The sequence below is a fragment of the Ensifer sp. B1-9 genome (genome assembly GCF_050474445.1).
In the GTDB taxonomy this organism is placed as follows: domain Bacteria; phylum Pseudomonadota; class Alphaproteobacteria; order Rhizobiales; family Rhizobiaceae; genus Ensifer.
In genome coordinates, this window is the sequence record NZ_JBCHVG010000001.1 from 39,116 (window position 1) to 55,851 (window position 16,736).

The 16,736-nt window shown below is 64.1% G+C and carries 19 protein-coding genes; 4 read left to right on the forward strand and 15 right to left on the reverse strand.

Annotated elements, in window-relative coordinates; all coding sequences use genetic code 11:
* Positions 1 to 24 precede the first annotated feature (24 nt).
* The gene (locus ACQ5BM_RS00200) at positions 25 to 1,569 is read left to right on the forward strand and encodes a trimethylamine methyltransferase family protein (RefSeq protein ID WP_429806386.1); all 1,545 of its coding nucleotides are present in this window, start codon (positions 25 to 27) and stop codon (positions 1,567 to 1,569) included.
* A 51-nt stretch (positions 1,570 to 1,620) separates the two neighbouring features.
* On the opposite strand, the gene ACQ5BM_RS00205 is transcribed toward ACQ5BM_RS00200, so the two are convergent.
* Complete coding sequence (locus tag ACQ5BM_RS00205; protein WP_429806387.1) at positions 1,621 to 2,064, reverse strand: Lrp/AsnC family transcriptional regulator; 444 nt, start codon at positions 2,062 to 2,064, stop codon at positions 1,621 to 1,623.
* 114 nt (positions 2,065 to 2,178) lie between these two features.
* On the opposite strand from ACQ5BM_RS00205, the gene ACQ5BM_RS00210 reads away from it, so the two are divergent.
* On the forward strand, positions 2,179 to 2,763 hold the full coding sequence (locus tag ACQ5BM_RS00210; protein WP_429806389.1) for a cysteine hydrolase family protein: 585 nt from the start codon (positions 2,179 to 2,181) through the stop codon (positions 2,761 to 2,763).
* 118 nt (positions 2,764 to 2,881) lie between these two features.
* On the opposite strand, the gene ACQ5BM_RS00215 is transcribed toward ACQ5BM_RS00210, so the two are convergent.
* The 10 genes from ACQ5BM_RS00215 to ACQ5BM_RS00260 form a co-directional block, all read right to left on the reverse strand.
* Positions 2,882 to 3,406, reverse strand: coding sequence for a hypothetical protein (locus tag ACQ5BM_RS00215; protein WP_429806391.1), 525 nt, complete (start codon positions 3,404 to 3,406; stop codon positions 2,882 to 2,884).
* Between the two features lie 219 nt (positions 3,407 to 3,625).
* Positions 3,626 to 4,723 carry an ABC transporter substrate-binding protein gene (locus ACQ5BM_RS00220; protein WP_429807629.1) on the reverse strand — a complete coding sequence of 366 codons (1,098 nt, stop codon included), beginning with the start codon at positions 4,721 to 4,723 and terminating at the stop codon, positions 3,626 to 3,628.
* A gap of 41 nt (positions 4,724 to 4,764) precedes the next feature.
* The gene (fhuF, locus tag ACQ5BM_RS00225; RefSeq protein ID WP_429806393.1) at positions 4,765 to 5,520 is read right to left on the reverse strand and encodes a siderophore-iron reductase FhuF; all 756 of its coding nucleotides are present in this window, start codon (positions 5,518 to 5,520) and stop codon (positions 4,765 to 4,767) included.
* A gap of 235 nt (positions 5,521 to 5,755) precedes the next feature.
* Complete coding sequence (locus tag ACQ5BM_RS00230) at positions 5,756 to 6,250, reverse strand: ester cyclase (RefSeq protein ID WP_429806395.1); 495 nt, start codon at positions 6,248 to 6,250, stop codon at positions 5,756 to 5,758.
* Between the two features lie 62 nt (positions 6,251 to 6,312).
* Complete coding sequence (locus tag ACQ5BM_RS00235; RefSeq protein WP_429806396.1) at positions 6,313 to 7,740, reverse strand: gamma-aminobutyraldehyde dehydrogenase; 1,428 nt, start codon at positions 7,738 to 7,740, stop codon at positions 6,313 to 6,315.
* A 24-nt stretch (positions 7,741 to 7,764) separates the two neighbouring features.
* On the reverse strand, positions 7,765 to 8,580 hold the full coding sequence (locus ACQ5BM_RS00240; RefSeq protein ID WP_429806397.1) for an ABC transporter permease: 816 nt from the start codon (positions 8,578 to 8,580) through the stop codon (positions 7,765 to 7,767).
* Positions 8,570 to 9,520 carry an ABC transporter permease gene (locus ACQ5BM_RS00245; protein WP_429806399.1) on the reverse strand — a complete coding sequence of 317 codons (951 nt, stop codon included), beginning with the start codon at positions 9,518 to 9,520 and terminating at the stop codon, positions 8,570 to 8,572. The genes ACQ5BM_RS00240 and ACQ5BM_RS00245 overlap by 11 nt, the downstream gene beginning before the upstream one ends.
* Positions 9,517 to 10,515 carry an ABC transporter ATP-binding protein gene (locus ACQ5BM_RS00250; RefSeq protein ID WP_429806400.1) on the reverse strand — a complete coding sequence of 333 codons (999 nt, stop codon included), beginning with the start codon at positions 10,513 to 10,515 and terminating at the stop codon, positions 9,517 to 9,519. The genes ACQ5BM_RS00245 and ACQ5BM_RS00250 overlap by 4 nt, the downstream gene beginning before the upstream one ends.
* A 246-nt stretch (positions 10,516 to 10,761) precedes the next feature.
* On the reverse strand, positions 10,762 to 11,922 hold the full coding sequence (locus ACQ5BM_RS00255) for an ABC transporter substrate-binding protein (RefSeq protein ID WP_429806402.1): 1,161 nt from the start codon (positions 11,920 to 11,922) through the stop codon (positions 10,762 to 10,764).
* A gap of 173 nt (positions 11,923 to 12,095) precedes the next feature.
* Positions 12,096 to 13,004 (reverse strand): LysR family transcriptional regulator, encoded by a 909-nt coding sequence (locus ACQ5BM_RS00260; RefSeq protein ID WP_429807632.1) that lies wholly within the window; start codon positions 13,002 to 13,004, stop codon positions 12,096 to 12,098.
* A gap of 153 nt (positions 13,005 to 13,157) precedes the next feature.
* Here ACQ5BM_RS00260 and ACQ5BM_RS00265 point away from each other — a divergent pair, with 153 nt between their 5' ends.
* On the forward strand, positions 13,158 to 14,081 hold the full coding sequence (locus tag ACQ5BM_RS00265; protein WP_429806404.1) for an alpha/beta hydrolase: 924 nt from the start codon (positions 13,158 to 13,160) through the stop codon (positions 14,079 to 14,081).
* 57 nt (positions 14,082 to 14,138) lie between these two features.
* Here ACQ5BM_RS00265 and msrA read toward each other — a convergent pair whose 3' ends face one another.
* Positions 14,139 to 14,855, reverse strand: coding sequence for a peptide-methionine (S)-S-oxide reductase MsrA (gene msrA / locus ACQ5BM_RS00270; RefSeq protein WP_429807635.1), 717 nt, complete (start codon positions 14,853 to 14,855; stop codon positions 14,139 to 14,141).
* A 161-nt stretch (positions 14,856 to 15,016) separates the two neighbouring features.
* Between msrA and ACQ5BM_RS00275 the strand changes: the two genes are divergently transcribed.
* Positions 15,017 to 15,418: an ACT domain-containing protein gene (locus ACQ5BM_RS00275; protein ID WP_429806406.1), complete on the forward strand. Its 402-nt coding sequence runs from the start codon at positions 15,017 to 15,019 to the stop codon at positions 15,416 to 15,418.
* Positions 15,419 to 15,443: 25 nt separating this feature from the next.
* Here the strand turns inward: ACQ5BM_RS00275 and ACQ5BM_RS00280 are convergent, their stop codons facing one another.
* The 3 genes from ACQ5BM_RS00280 to ACQ5BM_RS00290 form a co-directional block, all read right to left on the reverse strand.
* Entirely contained in the window at positions 15,444 to 15,863 is a 420-nt protein-coding gene (locus tag ACQ5BM_RS00280) for a GFA family protein (protein WP_429806408.1), read from the reverse strand.
* Between the two features lie 108 nt (positions 15,864 to 15,971).
* A complete protein-coding gene (locus tag ACQ5BM_RS00285; RefSeq protein WP_429806410.1) occupies positions 15,972 to 16,124 on the reverse strand; it encodes a hypothetical protein in 153 nt (50 codons plus the stop codon).
* Positions 16,117 to 16,581: an SRPBCC family protein gene (locus ACQ5BM_RS00290; RefSeq protein ID WP_429806412.1), complete on the reverse strand. Its 465-nt coding sequence runs from the start codon at positions 16,579 to 16,581 to the stop codon at positions 16,117 to 16,119. The genes ACQ5BM_RS00285 and ACQ5BM_RS00290 overlap by 8 nt, the downstream gene beginning before the upstream one ends.
* Positions 16,582 to 16,736 lie beyond the last annotated feature (155 nt).

Genomic DNA, 16,736 nt, shown 5'->3' on the forward strand with positions numbered 1-16,736 from the left:
CCCGCCCCATTGGGAGACAAGACAATGGCTGACGATTGCGCAGTTGTGGCTTCGAGACGGTCCGGGGGACGGGCGGCGCGGGTGGCGCTTCGCGCCGCACCGCTTGCCGAAAATATCCGGCCGGTCCGCCCCGGTCTTTCCGGCGGGCAGTACAAGCCGCTGACGGAAGCAGGCGTGAGGCGCATCCACGAGGCCGCGCTCGATGCGCTGGAACAGATCGGCCTTGCCAATGCGCCGAAATCGGGCATCGAGATCATGACCGGCGCCGGCGCCGTCCTCGGCGATGACGGACGCATCCGATTTCCGCGGGCGCTGGTGGAGGACATGCTTGCGATCGCCGCGCGCGACATCACGCTTTACGCCCGCGACCCGAAGCAGGATCTCGAACTCAGCGGCACCCGCGTCTATTACGGCACCGCTGGTGCGGCGGTGCACATCGTCGACGTCGAGAAGCGCGAGTATCGGGAATCCACCGCCAAGGACCTGTTGAACGCCGCGCAGCTCGTGCATCATCTCGACAATGTGCATTTCTTCCAGCGCGCCATGGTCTGCCGCGATGTCGCCGACAACTTCCTGATGGACGTCAACACGCTCTATGCCTGCTGCGCCGGCACGACGAAACATGTCGGCACGAGCTTCTCCGATCCATCGCATGTCGATGGCTGCTTCGATCTCATCCACATGATCGCCGGCGGCGAGGACAAGTGGCGGGCGCGGCCCTTCGTCTCCAACTCGAACTGCTTTGTCGTTCCGCCGATGAAGTTCGCCGAGGAAAGCTGCATCACGATGGAGAAGTGCATCCGCGCCGGCATGCCGATCCTCCTGCTCTCGGCCGGCCAGGCGGGGGCCACCGCACCGGCGCCGCTTGCGACCGCGATCGTGCAGGCGGTGGCCGAATGCCTGGCGGGCGTCGTCTATGTCAATGCCATGGCGCCGGGGCATCCGGCGGTCTTCGGCACCTGGCCCTTCGTCTCGGATCTTCGCACCGGGGCGATGTCCGGCGGCTCCGGCGAACAGGCGCTGCTGACGGCCGGCTGCGCGCAGATGCACCAGTTCTACGGTCTGCCGGGTGGCGCCGCCGCCGGCATTGCCGATGCGAAATTGCCGGACATGCAGGCCGGCTGGGAACAGGCGATCTCCAACGTCATGGCCGGTCTCTCGGGGCTCAACATGGTCTACGAGGCCGTCGGCATGCACGCCTCGCTGCTCGGCTTCTGCCTGGAGTCGCTGGTGCTCGGCGACGATCTCTTAGGACAAGTGCAGCGCTGCATCCGCGGCATCGACGTCACCGAGGACTCGGTCTCGCTCGATACCATGCGCTCGGTCTGCCTCGATGGCCCCGGCCACTATCTCGGCCATCCGCAGACGCTGGGGCTGATGCAGACGGAATACATCTATCCGGCCGTCGCCGACCGCACGAGCCCGAAGGAATGGGTGGAGATCGGCCGCCCGGATCTGGTGGCAAAGGCGATCGAGAAGAAGAACCGCATTCTCGCGGAAGCTGCACCCTCGGTGATCGCGCCGGAGATCGATCGGGCGATCCGGGAGAAATTCCAGATCTACTGCTGAGTTTCGTCGAGAGGCCCAATCCTCGCACCGGTTCGGGGCGAGGGGGTTCGCCTAATCCCGCCGGTCGAAATGGGTCCGGAGCGCCACATGCGTTTGCACCGTGGCGACCCCCGGGATCAAGGAGATTTGCCGGCGGATCGTGTCGAGGTCGCCGTTCGTGGCGCACTCGACGAGCACCATCAGGTCGGTGGCACCGGCGAGCGACCAGCAGGTGACGACAGGCGTCATGGCGGAAAGATGCGGCACGATATGGTCGCAATTCTTGCCGGACTGAAACGAGATGGCGACCAGCGCCCTGACCGTCGGGTTCTTGTCCTCGACGCCAAGGCGGATCGTGTAGCCGGCGACGACACCCTTGGCTTCGAGCCGCCGCAGGCGCTCGTGCACGCCGCTGCGCGAGAGGCCGGCGTGTCGGGCGAGCGCTACCAGGCTCTGGCGCGAATCCTGGCGAAGCGCTGCCAACAGCAGCCGATCCTTGTCGTCGAGTTCCGTCAAATTGTATCTCCTTTTGCGCCAAGTCCGGACAATTGTCCGGTTTGGCGCCATTTTGTCCAGTGAAACCGGACGACAGGACAGATAGCTTCCTTCTCGCAACGAAGGAGCTTTGCCATGAAAATACCAGTCGTGCCCGACAATGCTGTGCTGCTGCCGATCGACATGCAACAGGCTTTTGACAGTGCCCCCTGGCCGCGACGCTGGAATGCCGATATCGACCGGAACGGTCTCACCCTGCTTGCCGCCTGGCGCGCGGCCGGCCGGCCGGTGATCCATGTCCGCCACGACAGCGTCATGCCGGGCTCGACGCTTGGACCCGGTGCATCCGGCAATGCCTTTAGGCCCGGCTTCGAGCCACAGGCCGGCGAACCGCTCGTCACCAAGAGCGTCAACGCAGCCTTCATCGGTACCGATCTCGACCTCAGGCTTCGGCGTCTCGGCGTCGATACAGTCGTTACCTTCGGCATTTCGACCGACATGTGTGTCTCCACCTCCGTGCGCGTCGGCGCCAATCTCGGTTACCGCATGATCCTCGTCGAGGATGCGTGCGACTGCTTCGATCAACCGGATGGAGACGGAACGGTAATCGCTGCCCGGGACATTCACCGGGCCCATGTCGCGACCCTGCGCGCCGAGTTTGCCGAGGTGACGTCGACGGTTGCCTTCGTCGAAGCCTTACGCCGCCCGGACGCCGCCTAGAATATCCCACTCTCCTGTCGAAATCGCCGAGCGCGCGCTGTTCACAAGCGATTCCTGAAAAACTGTGAAGCGGGTTTCCGCCGGAATTGTGTCGCATTCCGGGCACCGGACGCGCTGTTCACCGGTTTGTGCCGCGGACCTCGACGATCTCGGTCGTCCATTTCGGCGCCGTCAGGCTCTGGCCTTCGCGGTTCGGAAAGGTGAGGAAGGTCTCGAATGGCCGGCTCTGGCCGGCCGGCACCCGGGCGAGAATGAGGGCCGCATCGTCGCCGATCGTCTGGCAGGCGTCACCCGGGCAATCCTCCAGCGTGACGGAGAGGCGGAAATATTCGAGCAGCGTTTGGCCCTTGTTCGTCACCGTACCGCGCAGCCGGAAGCTTCGTTCCGGCTGGCTTTGCTCGAAGGTCAGTCCATCCAATGCAATGTCGGTGGTGGTCAGGCTCGCGGGCTGCGCCGTCTGGGTCGGCTCGGGTGCTACGGGCTTGCGGCCGTCGCGATCGCCGAACCAGATGATGAAGGCGACAAGCAGGCCGACCGCCACGGCAACCGAGAGGATGGGTTCCGCCCATTGGCGAAAACGGCTGAAGCGCGCGGCCAGATACACAACGACAAGACACAGCGGTAACGCGACCAACCAAAGCATCCAGATCCTCCTCACCGCATCATTCCTTGAATCGGGTTCGATGCAAGAGGGAAACCATGCAGCCGATCAAAGCGTTAGACGGCCTTGCCGTGACGAGGCAAGGCCGTGACGACACTTATATAAGGTGCCCGACGGCTGACAACACGCGACCATAGGCAGCAGCCGCCGGTTCCTGCGAACCAGGGATGGGTCATGTTTCGGGGGAGGACAAAGCGGATGCTAGTCCGCCGGCTTCAGGTCCACCCAGTAGCTGCCCTCGAACGGCACCGCGGCGAAACGTTCGTTGATTTCGGCAAGGCTCTTCTTCGGGTCGAGATCGCCGAAGAGGTCCGGCCGGATCCAGGTGGCGAAGGCCTCGGCGGCGACGATGTTGAGCGGGATGGCGTTGAAGAAGTTCCAAAGTCCGTGAACGCGCTTTTCCTGCACGGCGCGGATGCTCGCGAGCGCCGGCGCCTCGATGGTGCGGGCGAGCGTCTCACGCGCCTCGTCTTCGCTGACGCCGGGGCCGATCGACAGCGTGCCGTATTTGCCGCCGGGCGAGGAGGTGGCGATGTAGATATCAGGGTTTGCCGCCATGATCGCCTCGGCGTTGACCGTGCCGCCCGGCCGCGGCAGGACGCCTTCGGCGATGTTGCGGCCGCCCGCCATCGTCAGGAACTCGCCGAGGCCGCCGGTGCCATAGGCCCAGCAGCAGCGGTCGGCCTGGGGGAAGGCGTCCATCAGCACCAGCGGGCGCGGCTCCGGCTTGGCGGCGATGCGTGACCGGATCAGCGCCAGCTTGTCCTCGTAAAACCGGGCGAAGGCTTCGGCCTGTTCCTCCCGTTCGAGGATCCTGCCGAGCAGGCGCATCATGCGCGGCGTGCCGGTCAGGGCGTCGTTGTTGAAGTCGACGACGATCACCGGCACGCCGATGCCGGTCAAATATTCGATGGCGCGCTTGCCGGACTCGGTATCGGATTGCCAGTTGTTGAGGAGCGCGAGATCGGCCTTCACCGTCAGCAGGGTCTCGAAGGAGAGGCCCGGGCCGGTGCCGTCGTCGATCTGCGGCACGTCGGCGATCGCTGGGAACTTCCGCCGGAAGCTCTCGTAGATTTCCGGATTGTCGCCCTTCATGTCGCCGGACCAGCCGGCGAGCAGGCCGACGGGATCCGGATGGATCAGCGACAGGGCCACGAGGTTGAAGCCGCTGCCGAGAAGGATCGCCTTCGGCCTTGCCGGGATCGTCACCTCGCGACCGACCGCATCGGTGACGGTCATCGGCCACTGGCCTTCAGCGCGGGCTGCAGTCGCGGCCAGAGCGGCGAAGAGAACGAGCATGAGCCGCCGGGCGGCCGGGAGAATGCAGCGATGAAGCAAGCCTATTGGTTCCTTTGGCTGGGGAGGGCGCAGAGACTGCCGCAACTGGGGACCCCGGGCAGCAGGTAGCGCAGGCAGCAGATCTTGCGGCGGCAGACGCGGGCGCCGTCTTCCTCCTCGTGGCGCAGGCAATCGAAGAAGGGATTGGGCGAACCATCCGGCATCGACTTGTTGCCGATCAGCGCGTCGGCCTGGGCGTTCAGCGGTTCGATGCCGGAGGCGCGCAGCGCATAGTCGATATAGACGAGTGCATTGTTCCAGGCGAGTTTCGGGGCGATGCCGCCGACAGACTTGAGGTAGCCGACCACCTCGCGCAAATGTCCGTGCATCAGGGGGCCAAGCGTGGCGAAAACGTCGCTATCGTCAGCTTCCTGCCAATTGCCAGATGCCGCGACGCCGAAAGTCCGGGGCAGGCCATCCTCAGCGAGCGCCATCTTCATCTCGTCGAAAGCAACGGGCAGCACCTGATGATCGAGCACGCGTGCCACCAGATAGGGGATGGTGAGGCTCGAGAAATAATAGAGCGACCACATGGAGGCGACGGCGCGCCTATCGCTGGCGCCGGATTTTTCGGTGTAGACGTCGAGCGCCCTGTCGAAGGCGCCGGAGGCGAAGAAGTCCGGCAGCGCCATGCCGTCGGAGAGCTCGTCCGAGAGCACCATCTTTTCGTTGCACCAGGCATGGGTGCCGGCAAAGGCCGCCGACAGCGCCTTGGGACCGCCGGTCGCGACGACCGGTTCGCAAACGCCACCCGTCATGGCGCCACCCGCGCACGGGTACGCCCGATCGGAAACACAGCCGTGAAAGAACGCCGTCCTGCAAGCATGCGACACCTTATGAGCGCAGTCAGAAACTCATAAGGTGATCGTGTTACTCAAGATTTTTGCCGGCGCAAGTCATTTATGAGTTTTGCAGTCATGATTTGTCGGCAAAAGATGCGAGAAGCCGCAAGCCGGAGCTTGCGGCCGTCGAGGCGTCGAGACGCAGGCCCGCCTATTGCATCAACCCGAGCTGCTTGTAGAAGCCGAGCGCATCGTAATAGTCGCTCTGGGTAGCGATCTTGCCATCCTTCACGGTGAACACCGAGGCGCCGGTGAGCTTGAAGCTCTTGTTGGTCGCAGCCGTGCCGTCGCTCCAGGCGCCCGAATTGGTGCCGGAGAACTCCCATTCAAAGGACACCTTGTCGCCGGCGGCGATGGGGTCACCCTTCATGGTCCAGACAGCGTCCGGAACCGCATTGAGGAAATTGTCGATGACGCCGGTCTTGGCGGCATCTTTCCCAGTTATAGGCTTGCCGACGGACGCGTCGTAATAGGTCACGTCATCGGCGAAGTAGGAGGCCGCCTTGCCCGGGTCGTGGGCGTTCCAGGCTGCGACATAGGCCGCGACCACATCCGGCGCCGCGTCGGCGGCAAGGGCCGCCGGCGTGAGCACGAGGGTACTGAGGCCGAGGGCCCCAGCGGCAAGAAGCAATTGACGACGGTACATGGCAAACTCCTCCCGTTTGTTTTTGTTTGCATGCGGAATCGTGGCTCGCGATGCGCTGAGCCTCAGCCGTGGTTGATCATGATGTGGCGAACAGCGGTGTAGTCCTCGAGCGCGTAGACCGACATGTCCTTGCCGTAGCCCGACTGCTTGACGCCGCCGTGCGGCATCTCGTTGGTCAGCATGAAGTGGGTGTTGATCCAGGTGCAGCCATATTGCAGGCGCGAGGCGGCCTTCATCGCCTTGGAGATATCCTTGGTCCAGACGGAGGAGGCGAGGCCGTAATCGCTGTCGTTCGCCCAGGCGATCGCATCGTCCTTGCCGGCAAAGCGGGTGACCGAGACGACCGGGCCGAAGACTTCGCGCCGGACGATCTCGTCGTCCTGGGTTGCGCCGGCGACCACCGTCGGCTGGAAGAAGAAGCCGTCCGAACTGCCGGCGTTGCCGCCGGTGGTGATCTCGATGTGCTTCTGGTCGGCGGCGCGCTCGACGAAGCTCGCGACACGGTCGCGCTGGCGGCGCGAGATCAGAGGGCCGATCTCGTTTTCGGTGTCGTCGGCGAGGTTGTAGCGGATCGTCGAGACCGCCGATGTGAGGTCGGCGACGAGCTTCTCGTAGATACCCGCTTCGGCATAGATGCGGCAGGCGGCGGTGCAGTCCTGGCCGGCATTGTAGTAGCCGAAGGTGCGGATGCCGTTGACGACGGCTTCAAGGTCGGCGTCGTCATAGACGATGACCGGGGCCTTGCCGCCGAGTTCGAGATGGGTGCGCTTGACGGTCTTGGCGGCCGCCGCCAGCACCTTCTTGCCGGTGGCGATGTCGCCGGTGATCGAGACCATCGAGATTTTCGGATGGTTGATCAGCGCATTGCCGACGGTTTCGCCGCGGCCGGTAATGACGTTGACGACGCCTTCCGGCAGGATATCGGCGAGCAGGCGCGCGAGCTTCAGCGCCGTCAGCGGCGTCTGTTCGGAAGGCTTGAAGACGACCGTGTTGCCGCCGGCGATCGCCGGCGCCAGCTTCCAGGCCATCATCATCAACGGGTAGTTCCAGGGTGCGATCGAGCCGACGATGCCGATCGGGTCGCGGCGGATCATCGAGGTGTGGCCGGGCAGATATTCGCCTGCGGTCGGTGCGTGCAGGTTGCGCACGGCGCCGGCGAAGAAGCGCCAGCAGTCGACGATCGCCGGAAGCTCGTCGTTCTTCACGGCGTTGATCGGCTTGCCGCAGTTCAGCGCTTCGAGCGCCGCAAAGCCGTCGGCCTCCTTCTCGATCGCGTCGGCGATCTTCAAGAGATAGTTGGAGCGCTCCGCAGGTGTCGTCTGCGACCAGGCGGTGAAGGCGCTTTCGGCGGCGTCGACCGCCGCCTCGACCTGGGTGTGCGAGGCTTCCGCCAGGTCGACGATCTTGCCGCCCGTCCGCGGGTTCAGGATGTGTTCGTCGGCCTCGGTGCCGGCCTCGAAGCGCGATCCGATCAGCAGTTGGGTGTCCATGTCTGTTCTCCCTTGAAAGTCGAGTTATTTGCCGGCACCGGCGATCTGGTCGCCGTCGCGGGTGAGGTAGTAGGCGCCGAGGATCGGCAGGAAGGTGACGAGCACTACGACCATGGCGACGACATTGGTCACCGGCCGCTGGCGCGGGCGGATCAGCTCTTCGAGCATCCAGATCGGCAGGGTCGATTGCTGTCCGGCGGTAAAGGTGGTGACGATCACCTCGTCGAAGGACAGCGCGAAGGCGAGCATGCCGCCGGCGAGTAGCGCCGTGCCGATGTTCGGAAGGATGATGTAGCGGAAGGTCTGGAAGCCGTCGGCGCCGAGATCCATCGACGCTTCGATCAGCGAGCCGGAAATCCGCCGGAAGCGGGCAACCGCATTGTTGTAGACGACGACGATGCAGAAGGTCGCGTGGCCGAGTACGATGGTCCAGAAGGAGAAAGGGATGTCGGCCATCGAGAAGGCGGAGCGGAGCGCGATGCCGGTGATGATGCCGGGCAGGGCGATCGGCAGGATGACGAGCAGCGAGATCGCCTCCCGTCCGAAGAAGCGCGTCTGGCTGACGGCTGCGGCGCAGAGCGTGCCGAGCGCCAGCGCCATGGCGGTGGCGATCGAGGCGACCTTGACCGAAAGGGTCAGCGCCGCCCAGACATCGGGCCTGTTCCAGGCAACGGCGAACCATTGCGTCGTCAGTCCCGGCGGCGGGAACTGATAGCTCTTCTCCTCCGTCGTAAACGCATAGAGGAAGATCAAGAGGATCGGCAGGTGCAGGAAGGCGAGGCCGGCGGCGGCCGCGATCTTCAGGCCCATTGGCGAGCGGTTCAGGCGATCAGAGCGCATCGAAGGCCCCCATGCGTTTGGCCATGAAGAGATAGGCACCCATGATGACGATCGGCACGACGGTAAAGGCGGCGGCGAGCGGGATGTTGCCGGCCGTGCCCTGCTGGGCATAGACCGCCTGGCCGATGAACAGGCGCGACGAGCCGACGATCTGCGGGATGATGTAGTCGCCGAGCGTCAGCGAAAACGTGAAGATCGAGCCGGCGACAATGCCGGGCAAAGCCAGAGGGAAGAGCACGAAGCGGAAGGTCTGCACCGGCGTGCCGCCGAGGTCGGAGGAGGCCTCGATCAGGTTGCCCGGCACGCGTTCCAGCGCTGCCTGGATCGGCAGGATCATGAAGGGCAGCCAGACATAGACGAAGACGATGAAGGTGCCGGTGTAGCTGACCGAGAGCGAGTTGCCACCGACCACGGGTAGCGACAGCCAGCCGTCGAGCAGCCAGAGCAGGTGCAGCTTTTCAAAGATCCAGGTAAGGATGCCTTCCTTGGCGAGGATCAGCTTCCAGGCGTAGATCTTGACCAGATAGCTCGACCACAGCGGCAGCATGACGCCGAGATAGAAGAGCACCTTCCATTTTCCCTGCGCATAGCGGGCGGCATAATAGGCGATCGGGAAGGCGATGACGGCGGAAGCGAGCGTGACGGTCGCCGCCATCAGCACGGTGCGCAGGATGATGTCGAGATTGGTTTCGCTGAGAAGCTGCTGATAGGTCGCCAGCGTGAACTCGTAATTGATGAGGCCGGAGAAGTCGTCGATCGAGAAGAAGCTCTGGAGAAGCAGCGCAAAGAGCGAACCGAGATAGACGATGCCGAGCCAGAGCAGCGGCGGGGCGAGCAGCACCATCAGAAGCAGATGCGGGTGGCGCCAGAAGAAGTCCGACAGGCGACCGGCGGGGCCGCGGCGTTCCGGCAGCACGAGGGGTTCGGCAAAGGCGGTCATGCGTCCTCCATCGGGTGCAGCTCGTTAGCGGCGAAGCTGATGGTGACGGGGCTGCCGACCGCAGGCACGGCGAGCGCTGCGGGGCTGGCGACAGCAACACGGGCGCCGTCGACATCGACGACGACGCGATTGACGGCGCCGAGGAAACTATGGGCGGAGACGGTGCCGGAGAGGCTGAGTGCGCCATCGGCGGGTGCTGCGATGGCGATCGCCTCCGGCCGCAGGCTGGCAAAGGGCGTCTTCAGCCCCAGCCGCTGGCAAAGCTTTTGCGGCAGCACGTTGGAGGAGCCGACGAAATCGGCAACGAACCGCGTCTTCGGCTGCTTGTAGACATCTTCCGGGCGGCCGAGCTGCTGGATGCGGCCATCGTTGAAGACGGCGATGCGATCGGCCATCGACAGTGCCTCGCCCTGGTCATGCGTGACGAAGACGAAGGTGATGCCGAGCGATTTCTGCAGGCTCTTCAGTTCCTCCTGCATCTGCTCGCGCAGCTTCAGGTCGAGTGCGCCAAGCGGCTCGTCGAGCAGCAGCACCTTCGGCTTGTTGACCAGCGCGCGGGCGAGCGCAACGCGCTGGCGCTGGCCGCCGGAGAGCTGGCCGGGGCGGCGGGTGCCATAGCCCGGCAGCTTGACCATGGCGAGCGCGTCCTCGGCCGCCTTGCGGCGTTCCTCGCGGCCGACGCCCTTGACCATCAGCCCGTAGGCGACGTTGTCGAGGATCGAGAGATGCGGGAAGAGCGCATAGTCCTGGAAGACGGTGTTGACGCTGCGGCGATAAGGCGGCACGCCCTCGGCCGTTTCGCCGAAGATCTCGATATGGCCGCCGGTCGGCTGCTCGAAGCCGGCCATCAGGCGCAGGCAGGTGGTCTTGCCCGAGCCGGAGGGGCCGAGCATGGCGAAAAACTCGCCCTCGGCGATTTCGAGGTTCACGCCATCGACGGCGCGCACGGCGCCGAAGTGGCGGGAAACATTGTCGAAGAGAACGGCGGTGGTCATCAAACTGCTCCAGGATTCCAGCCCCTCATTCCCCGCGGTGAGGGGAAGCACCCCTCATCCCCGCGGTGAGGGGAAGTACCCCTCATCCGCCTGCCGAGCACCTTCTCCCCGCAGGCGGGGCGAAGGGGACTCGTGGCCGGCGTCTTGCCTCAAGGTCACGCGATGCTTGGCCGGAGGCGTTCCCTCTCCGCGCGTGCGGGGAGAGGGCCAGGGTGAGGGGCGATGCTTGCGATATGTCGCGACGGTTCAGCGGCCGCCGATCACGCCGATATAGTCGGAGACCCAGCGGTGATAGGGCACGCATTCGCCCTGGCTTGCGCACTTCGTCACCGGCGTCTTCCAAAACTTCACCTTGTCGAAGTCTTCGTAGCCATTGGTCTTGCAGCCGGCATCGGTCAAAAGGTCGTTGCCCTTGCAGGCAGCACCAACGGACGGGTTTGCGCCGAACCAGGCGGAGACGTCACCCTGGACCTTCGGCGACAGCGAGTGCTCCATCCACATATAGGCGCAATTCGGATGCTGGCTTTCGGCATGCAGCATGGTCGTATCCGCCCACCCCGTGACGCCTTCTTCCGGAATGGTCGAGGCGATCGGTAGCTTCTCGGCTTCCATCAGGTTGACCTGGAATGGCCAGGAGCCGGAAGCGACGACGCCTTCGTTCTTGAAGTCGTCGATCTGGATCATCGCGTCATGCCAGTAGCGGCCGACGAGCGTGCGCTGGGTGCGCAAGAGATCGAGGGCTGCCTTGTACTGGTCCTCGTTCAGCTCGTAGGGATCCTTGATGCCCAATTCCGGCTTGTGCTTCATCAGGTAGTTGGCGGCATCGGCGACATGGATCGGGCCGTCATAGGCCTGAACGCGGCCCTTGTTGGACTTGCCGTCGGGGAGCGTCATTTCCTCGAACACAACGTTCCAGCTCTTCGGCGCTTCGCCCTTGAAGGCATCCTTGTTGTACATCAGCACGTTCGGGCCCCAGACATAGGGCACGCCGTAGTGAACGCCATTGACCGTGTGCCAGGGTGCGTTCTGCATCCGCTCGTCGATCGTCTTCCAGCTCGGGATGAGGTCGGTGTTGATCGGCTGGACGCGCTTGCCGGCGACGAGACGGAGCGAGGCGTCGCCCGAGGCGGTGACGAGGTCGAAGCCGCCTTCGTTCATCAGCGCGACCATTTCATCCGAGGTCGCTGCCGTCTTGACGCTGACCTTGCAGCCCGTCTGCTTTTCGAAATCCGTGACCCAGTCGTAGTTCTTGTCGGTTTCGCCGCGCTCGATGTAGCCGGACCAGGCGACGATGGAGAGCTCGCCTTCCCCCTTGCCGAGTTCCTTCAGCGGCTCCTGCGCGAAGGCCGGGGCGACAAGGCCGAGCGACAGGGTCAACGCCGTGCAGGATTTGAGCATCTGCTTCATCTGAATTCTCCCAGTTTTTGAGCCGCATTTTGCGGCTTCGTTCCCAGGATGAAGCGTGCCTTGATTTCTCCGTATTCGCAAATTCATTAATCAGAATGTCGCTTTCGGTTTTTCCGATATCTTTATTCCGAAGGTGTGGCATCCAGGCGTAAAACTCTTGAAAAAGCAGATGATTAGCGCGGACGTGCGCTTCTGAGCGCCTCGGCGATGCCGACGAAATCGCGGGCCGATTGCGGCAGGCTCGAACCCTTGCGCCAGACCATGCCTACCTGCACGACGGGAAGTGCGCCCGAGACGTCGCGGCTTTCGATGCGGTCGCCTTCAAGCGACCAGGGGCGGTAGACGAGATCGGGCAGCAGCGCGATACCGGCACCGGTCGCGACGAGGCTGCGCACCGCTTCGACCGAGCGGGTGCGGAAGGCCACATGCGGGCGGGCCCCGAGCGCGGTCAGCAGCTTGCCGGTGTTCTCCTCGATTTCATCCACCGTCAGCATGATCAGCGGCTCCCTGGCGATATCGCTGACGGAGATGATGTCGGCGCTGACCAGCGGATGGCCGATCGGCAGCCACAGGCGATAGGGCGAGGTTTCGAGGATTTCCGCCTGCAGCGCCATGCGGTCGCGCAGGTTGGAGATGACCATGACGGCGACGTCGAGTTCGCCGCCGATCAGGAGATGTTCGAGGTAGGAGCCGTTGTCCTCGATGGCGCTGACCTCGACGCCGGGGCAGGCGCGGCGATAGCGGGCCAAGAGATCGGAGAGCACATAGCCGGCGACCAGCGAAGTGACGCCGAGATTGAGCTTGCCGCCGGTCTCCTCGCGGCTCTCGGAAAAGCTGCGCCTGGCGTCCGAGACATTGGCGAGGATCTTGGTGGCATGGCGCAGGAACTGGTGGCCGTTGTGGGTGATCGACAGGCCGCGCGGATGCCGGTCGAAGAGTTCGACGCCAAGATCGCCTTCGAGCTCCTTGATCGCCTCGGTGATCGAGGATTGCGAGATCGAAAGGTTCTGCGCCGCACGGGTGATCGAACCCTGTTCGGCGACGGCGACGAAATACTGCAACTGTCGAAATGTGAAGGCCATGGCGCGAGTTAATAGGTGCGGGGCGGGGCTGGCAAGCGGCGAAACGCATGCGGATCGATCGGCCATTTTTTCCGCCCATGTCGGTTTTCGGACAGGGAGCCGGGGCGGCGGTGATAAGCTTGCGCGCAAGAGCGGGATCAGTGGGAGGAAGACATGGACCAGGCGACCAAGCGGCCGATGCCGACGGAGGAGGGGATCCTCGCGTTTCACCGCCGCTGCGAGGACTTCTATCCCGCCGACGCGGTCGATGCCTCGATCGAGCAGCAGCGCAAATGGTACGATGCGCTCTGCGCCGAATTCGATGCGCCGAGCCCGGCCGGTCTCACGCGCGAAGACACACTCGTCGACGGCCGCATCCCGATCCGGCGCTCCCGCCCGGCGACGGTCTCGACTGAGACGCGCATCTATTACATTCATGGCGGCGGCTTCGTCGTCGGCTCGCTCGACAGCCACGACGCCATCTGTGCCGAGCTTGCCGACTTTGCCCAGGCCGAACTGGTATCGATCGACTACCGCCTGGCGCCGGAGCATGTCTGGCCGGCGGCCTTCGAGGATTGCTACGCGGTGCTCCGCGAGCTCCTGTCCGGCGGTCGCCCGGTCGTCGTTGCCGGCGACAGCGCCGGCGGCAATCTGACGGCAGGCATCGTGCTCAAGGCTCGGGCCGAAGGGCTCAAAGGTATCGTTGGCCAGGTGCTGATCTATCCAGGGCTCGGCGGCGATCTGGTCTCCGGCTCCTATGTGGAAATGGCCGAGGCGCCGGGGCTGACGACCGCCGACACCCGCTACTATCGCAAGATCCTGCAGGCGCCCATCGACAATCCCTTCGCGGCGCCCTTGGCGGAAAAGGACCTCTCTGGCTTGCCGCCCACCTATATCACCGGCGCCTTCTTCGACCCCTTGCGCGATGACGCCCGCATCTATGCGGCTCGCCTTATCGCGGCGGGCGTCAACGTGACCTTCCGCGAAGAACCGCAGATGATCCATGCCTGGCTGCGGGCGCGACACATGAGCGAGGGCGCACGCGAGGGGTTCCGGCGGCTGGCCGAGGGCGTTGCGGTTCTCGTCGGTACCCGCTGACGTCGCTATCCGGTACGACGCATTTGCGGCCCACCGCTTCAGGATTGTCGGGGATGCTCAGCTCTTCGCCTTGAACACCAGCGCCGGATTTGCCCTGAAAGCTTGCGGGAAGAGCGCCCGCAGGTTCTCGATCTTGGGCAGGTCGTTATAGACGATGTAGGGATGCGTCGGGTTCCGGGTCAGAAAGTCCTGGTGATAGTCCTCGGCGGCGTAGAAGCCCTTGAACGGCGTGACCTCCGTGACGATCCTTGCCGGGAACGCGCCTGACTTGCCGAGTTCGGCAATATAGGCATCGGCGAGGCGCTTCTGCTCAGCGGTAACTGTGAAGACGGCCGATCGATACTGGGTGCCATGATCCGGTCCCTGGTAGTTGAGCTGCGTCGGATTGTGGGCGACGGAGAAGAAGACCTGCAGCAGCCGCCCATAGGTCACCTCGCGCGGATCGTAGGTCACTTCCACCGATTCCGCGTGGCCGGTCTTGCCGCCGCTCACCGTCTCGTAATCGGCGGTCTCGCGGCTGCCGCCGGAATAGCCGGAGACGGCGTTTCTGACGCCTTTGACATGCTGGAAAACGCCCTGGACGCCCCAGAAGCAGCCGCCGGCGAAGACGGCGATCTCCGTCGTTCCGGAGACCTTCTCATCGAGCGAGGGCGGCGGGATGACGACGGCCGGTTCCTGGGCGGCGGCGATCGGCGCTGAGGCCAGCAGCGCGGCGAAGGCAGCAGCCAGCATCACGAGTCCGCCCGAGGTGTGTCTCGACTTGCTGTAGGTCATCATTTTCATCTTCCTCCGCCACCCGTTTTCGGCTTCGGGCGCTTGATGACCTCATGTTTTCACGGGAATGACAATGGTCAAATCGCGATCGCGTGCTTCACGCCAACGTGACGATCCGCTACCACGTCATTCGAAGCAGCGGTTCGAAACAGGGGAACGTCATGGCCGGAGAAACGGATCTCGCGAAGCTGCTGGCAACGATGAGCCCCGTGCTGTTTCCGCAGACCTACGTCTATTGCACGGTCGCCTATCGGGATATTGCGCGCTATCAGGCGCTGGAACCGCTGGCCACCTATCGCGAGGATGAAGGGTTGACGCTGGTGCTTGCCCGCAGTGATGCGGACGAGGCGGGGCTCGATTACGGTCCGCTGCTCCGGCGCATCACGCTCAACGTGCATTCCGCGCTTGAAGCCGTCGGCCTGACTGCGGCCGTCTCGGCGGCGCTGACGCGCGAGGGCATCAGCGCCAACGTGATTGCGGCCTATTATCACGATCATATCTTCGTGCCGGAGGCCGATGCGGAGCGGGCGCTGGCGGCGTTGCGCGCACTCACGATCGCCTGATGTCCTGGCGCCTGTTTCGAGACGGTCACATGAAACGCGTGTCGGCCGGCGGATTGACATAGTCGTCGATACGGCCGTTCTCGTAGATCAGTGGCGCTGCGCCAAGTTCCGCGTCGCTGACGCCATCCAGGCAGGCGACGTTGACCGCGTAGAAATGCCCGAGGAAATCCTCGAGATAGCCGCGCGAGAAGGGCCTGACGCCGCAGCGGCTGCAGAAATAGTGATCGACATCGCCCTCGCGCCAGTTGGAGTTTTCGGCGCGATAGGCCGAGAGCCTGTCCTTGCCGGCGGTGATCTCGAATTCCTCTCGAAGGGCGAAGGCCTTCTGCATCCGTGTCTTGGCGCAGAAGGAGCAATTGCAGCGGCGGATGCCCTCGGCGAGATCGAGCTGGCATGCGAAGGTGACGGCGCCGCAATGGCAACTGCCGCGATAGAGCTTTTTCATCGGTTTCCTCCCTGAGATTGGGCGCGTGTCATCGTTCGCCGGCGGGATGGCCGGCGCCGGTCGACACTGAATTGCTATGGCTGCCGCGGCGGCCGTCGCTGCGGCGTGTTATCCGATATTGCCCGACGGCGCCGGCTTATCGACGAGCGCCGCGTCGCCGCCCGTGTCGCCATCGCCTGCCTTGGCCAGCCCGATCCATTCGCGCCGGGTTGCCTTCGGGCCGAGCCCGCTTGTGTCTTGCAGATTTGCGATCTCAGCCATGTTCGACATAGTCCCTGAGCCTGTCGAGGCACTCGCCCCAGCCTTCCTGGTGCGAGTCGCGCTCGTCGATGGTCTCGAATGGTGTTTGCTGGAAGACCAGCCGGGTCTTGCCGCCGATATCGGCAAAGGAAACGGTGATGAGCGTGTCGCTGCCGGGCTCGCCCTCTTCGTCCCAGGCGAAGGTGAAGACGAGCTTCTCCGGCTCCCGCACTTCGCGATAGACACCGCCCATCCAGTAGTCGCGGCCTTCGGGCGAACGGATGCAGGCGCGCCATGCGCCGCCCGGACGGAAATCCATGTTGACCGAATGCGGCGTGAAATCACGTGGACCCCACCAGCGCAGCATGTGCTCGGGCGTCGACCAGACCTTGAAGACAAGGCCCACAGGCGCCTCGAAGTCGCGCACGATCTCCAGGCCGATTTCCTTGCGCCTTGGGTTCGCGGTCGCCGCTGCCATGAGTCCTCCTCGCTGGGCGCCCCAAATGCACCCGTCCTTAACCTTCGAGTTATTTAACTCATCGGTTAATATCCGTGCGCAAAGGCGCTTGTCAAGGCAAGTTCAAGTGGTGATCTGATTTTTGTCAATCGGTGCGAATGGGTGGTACGCGGGCG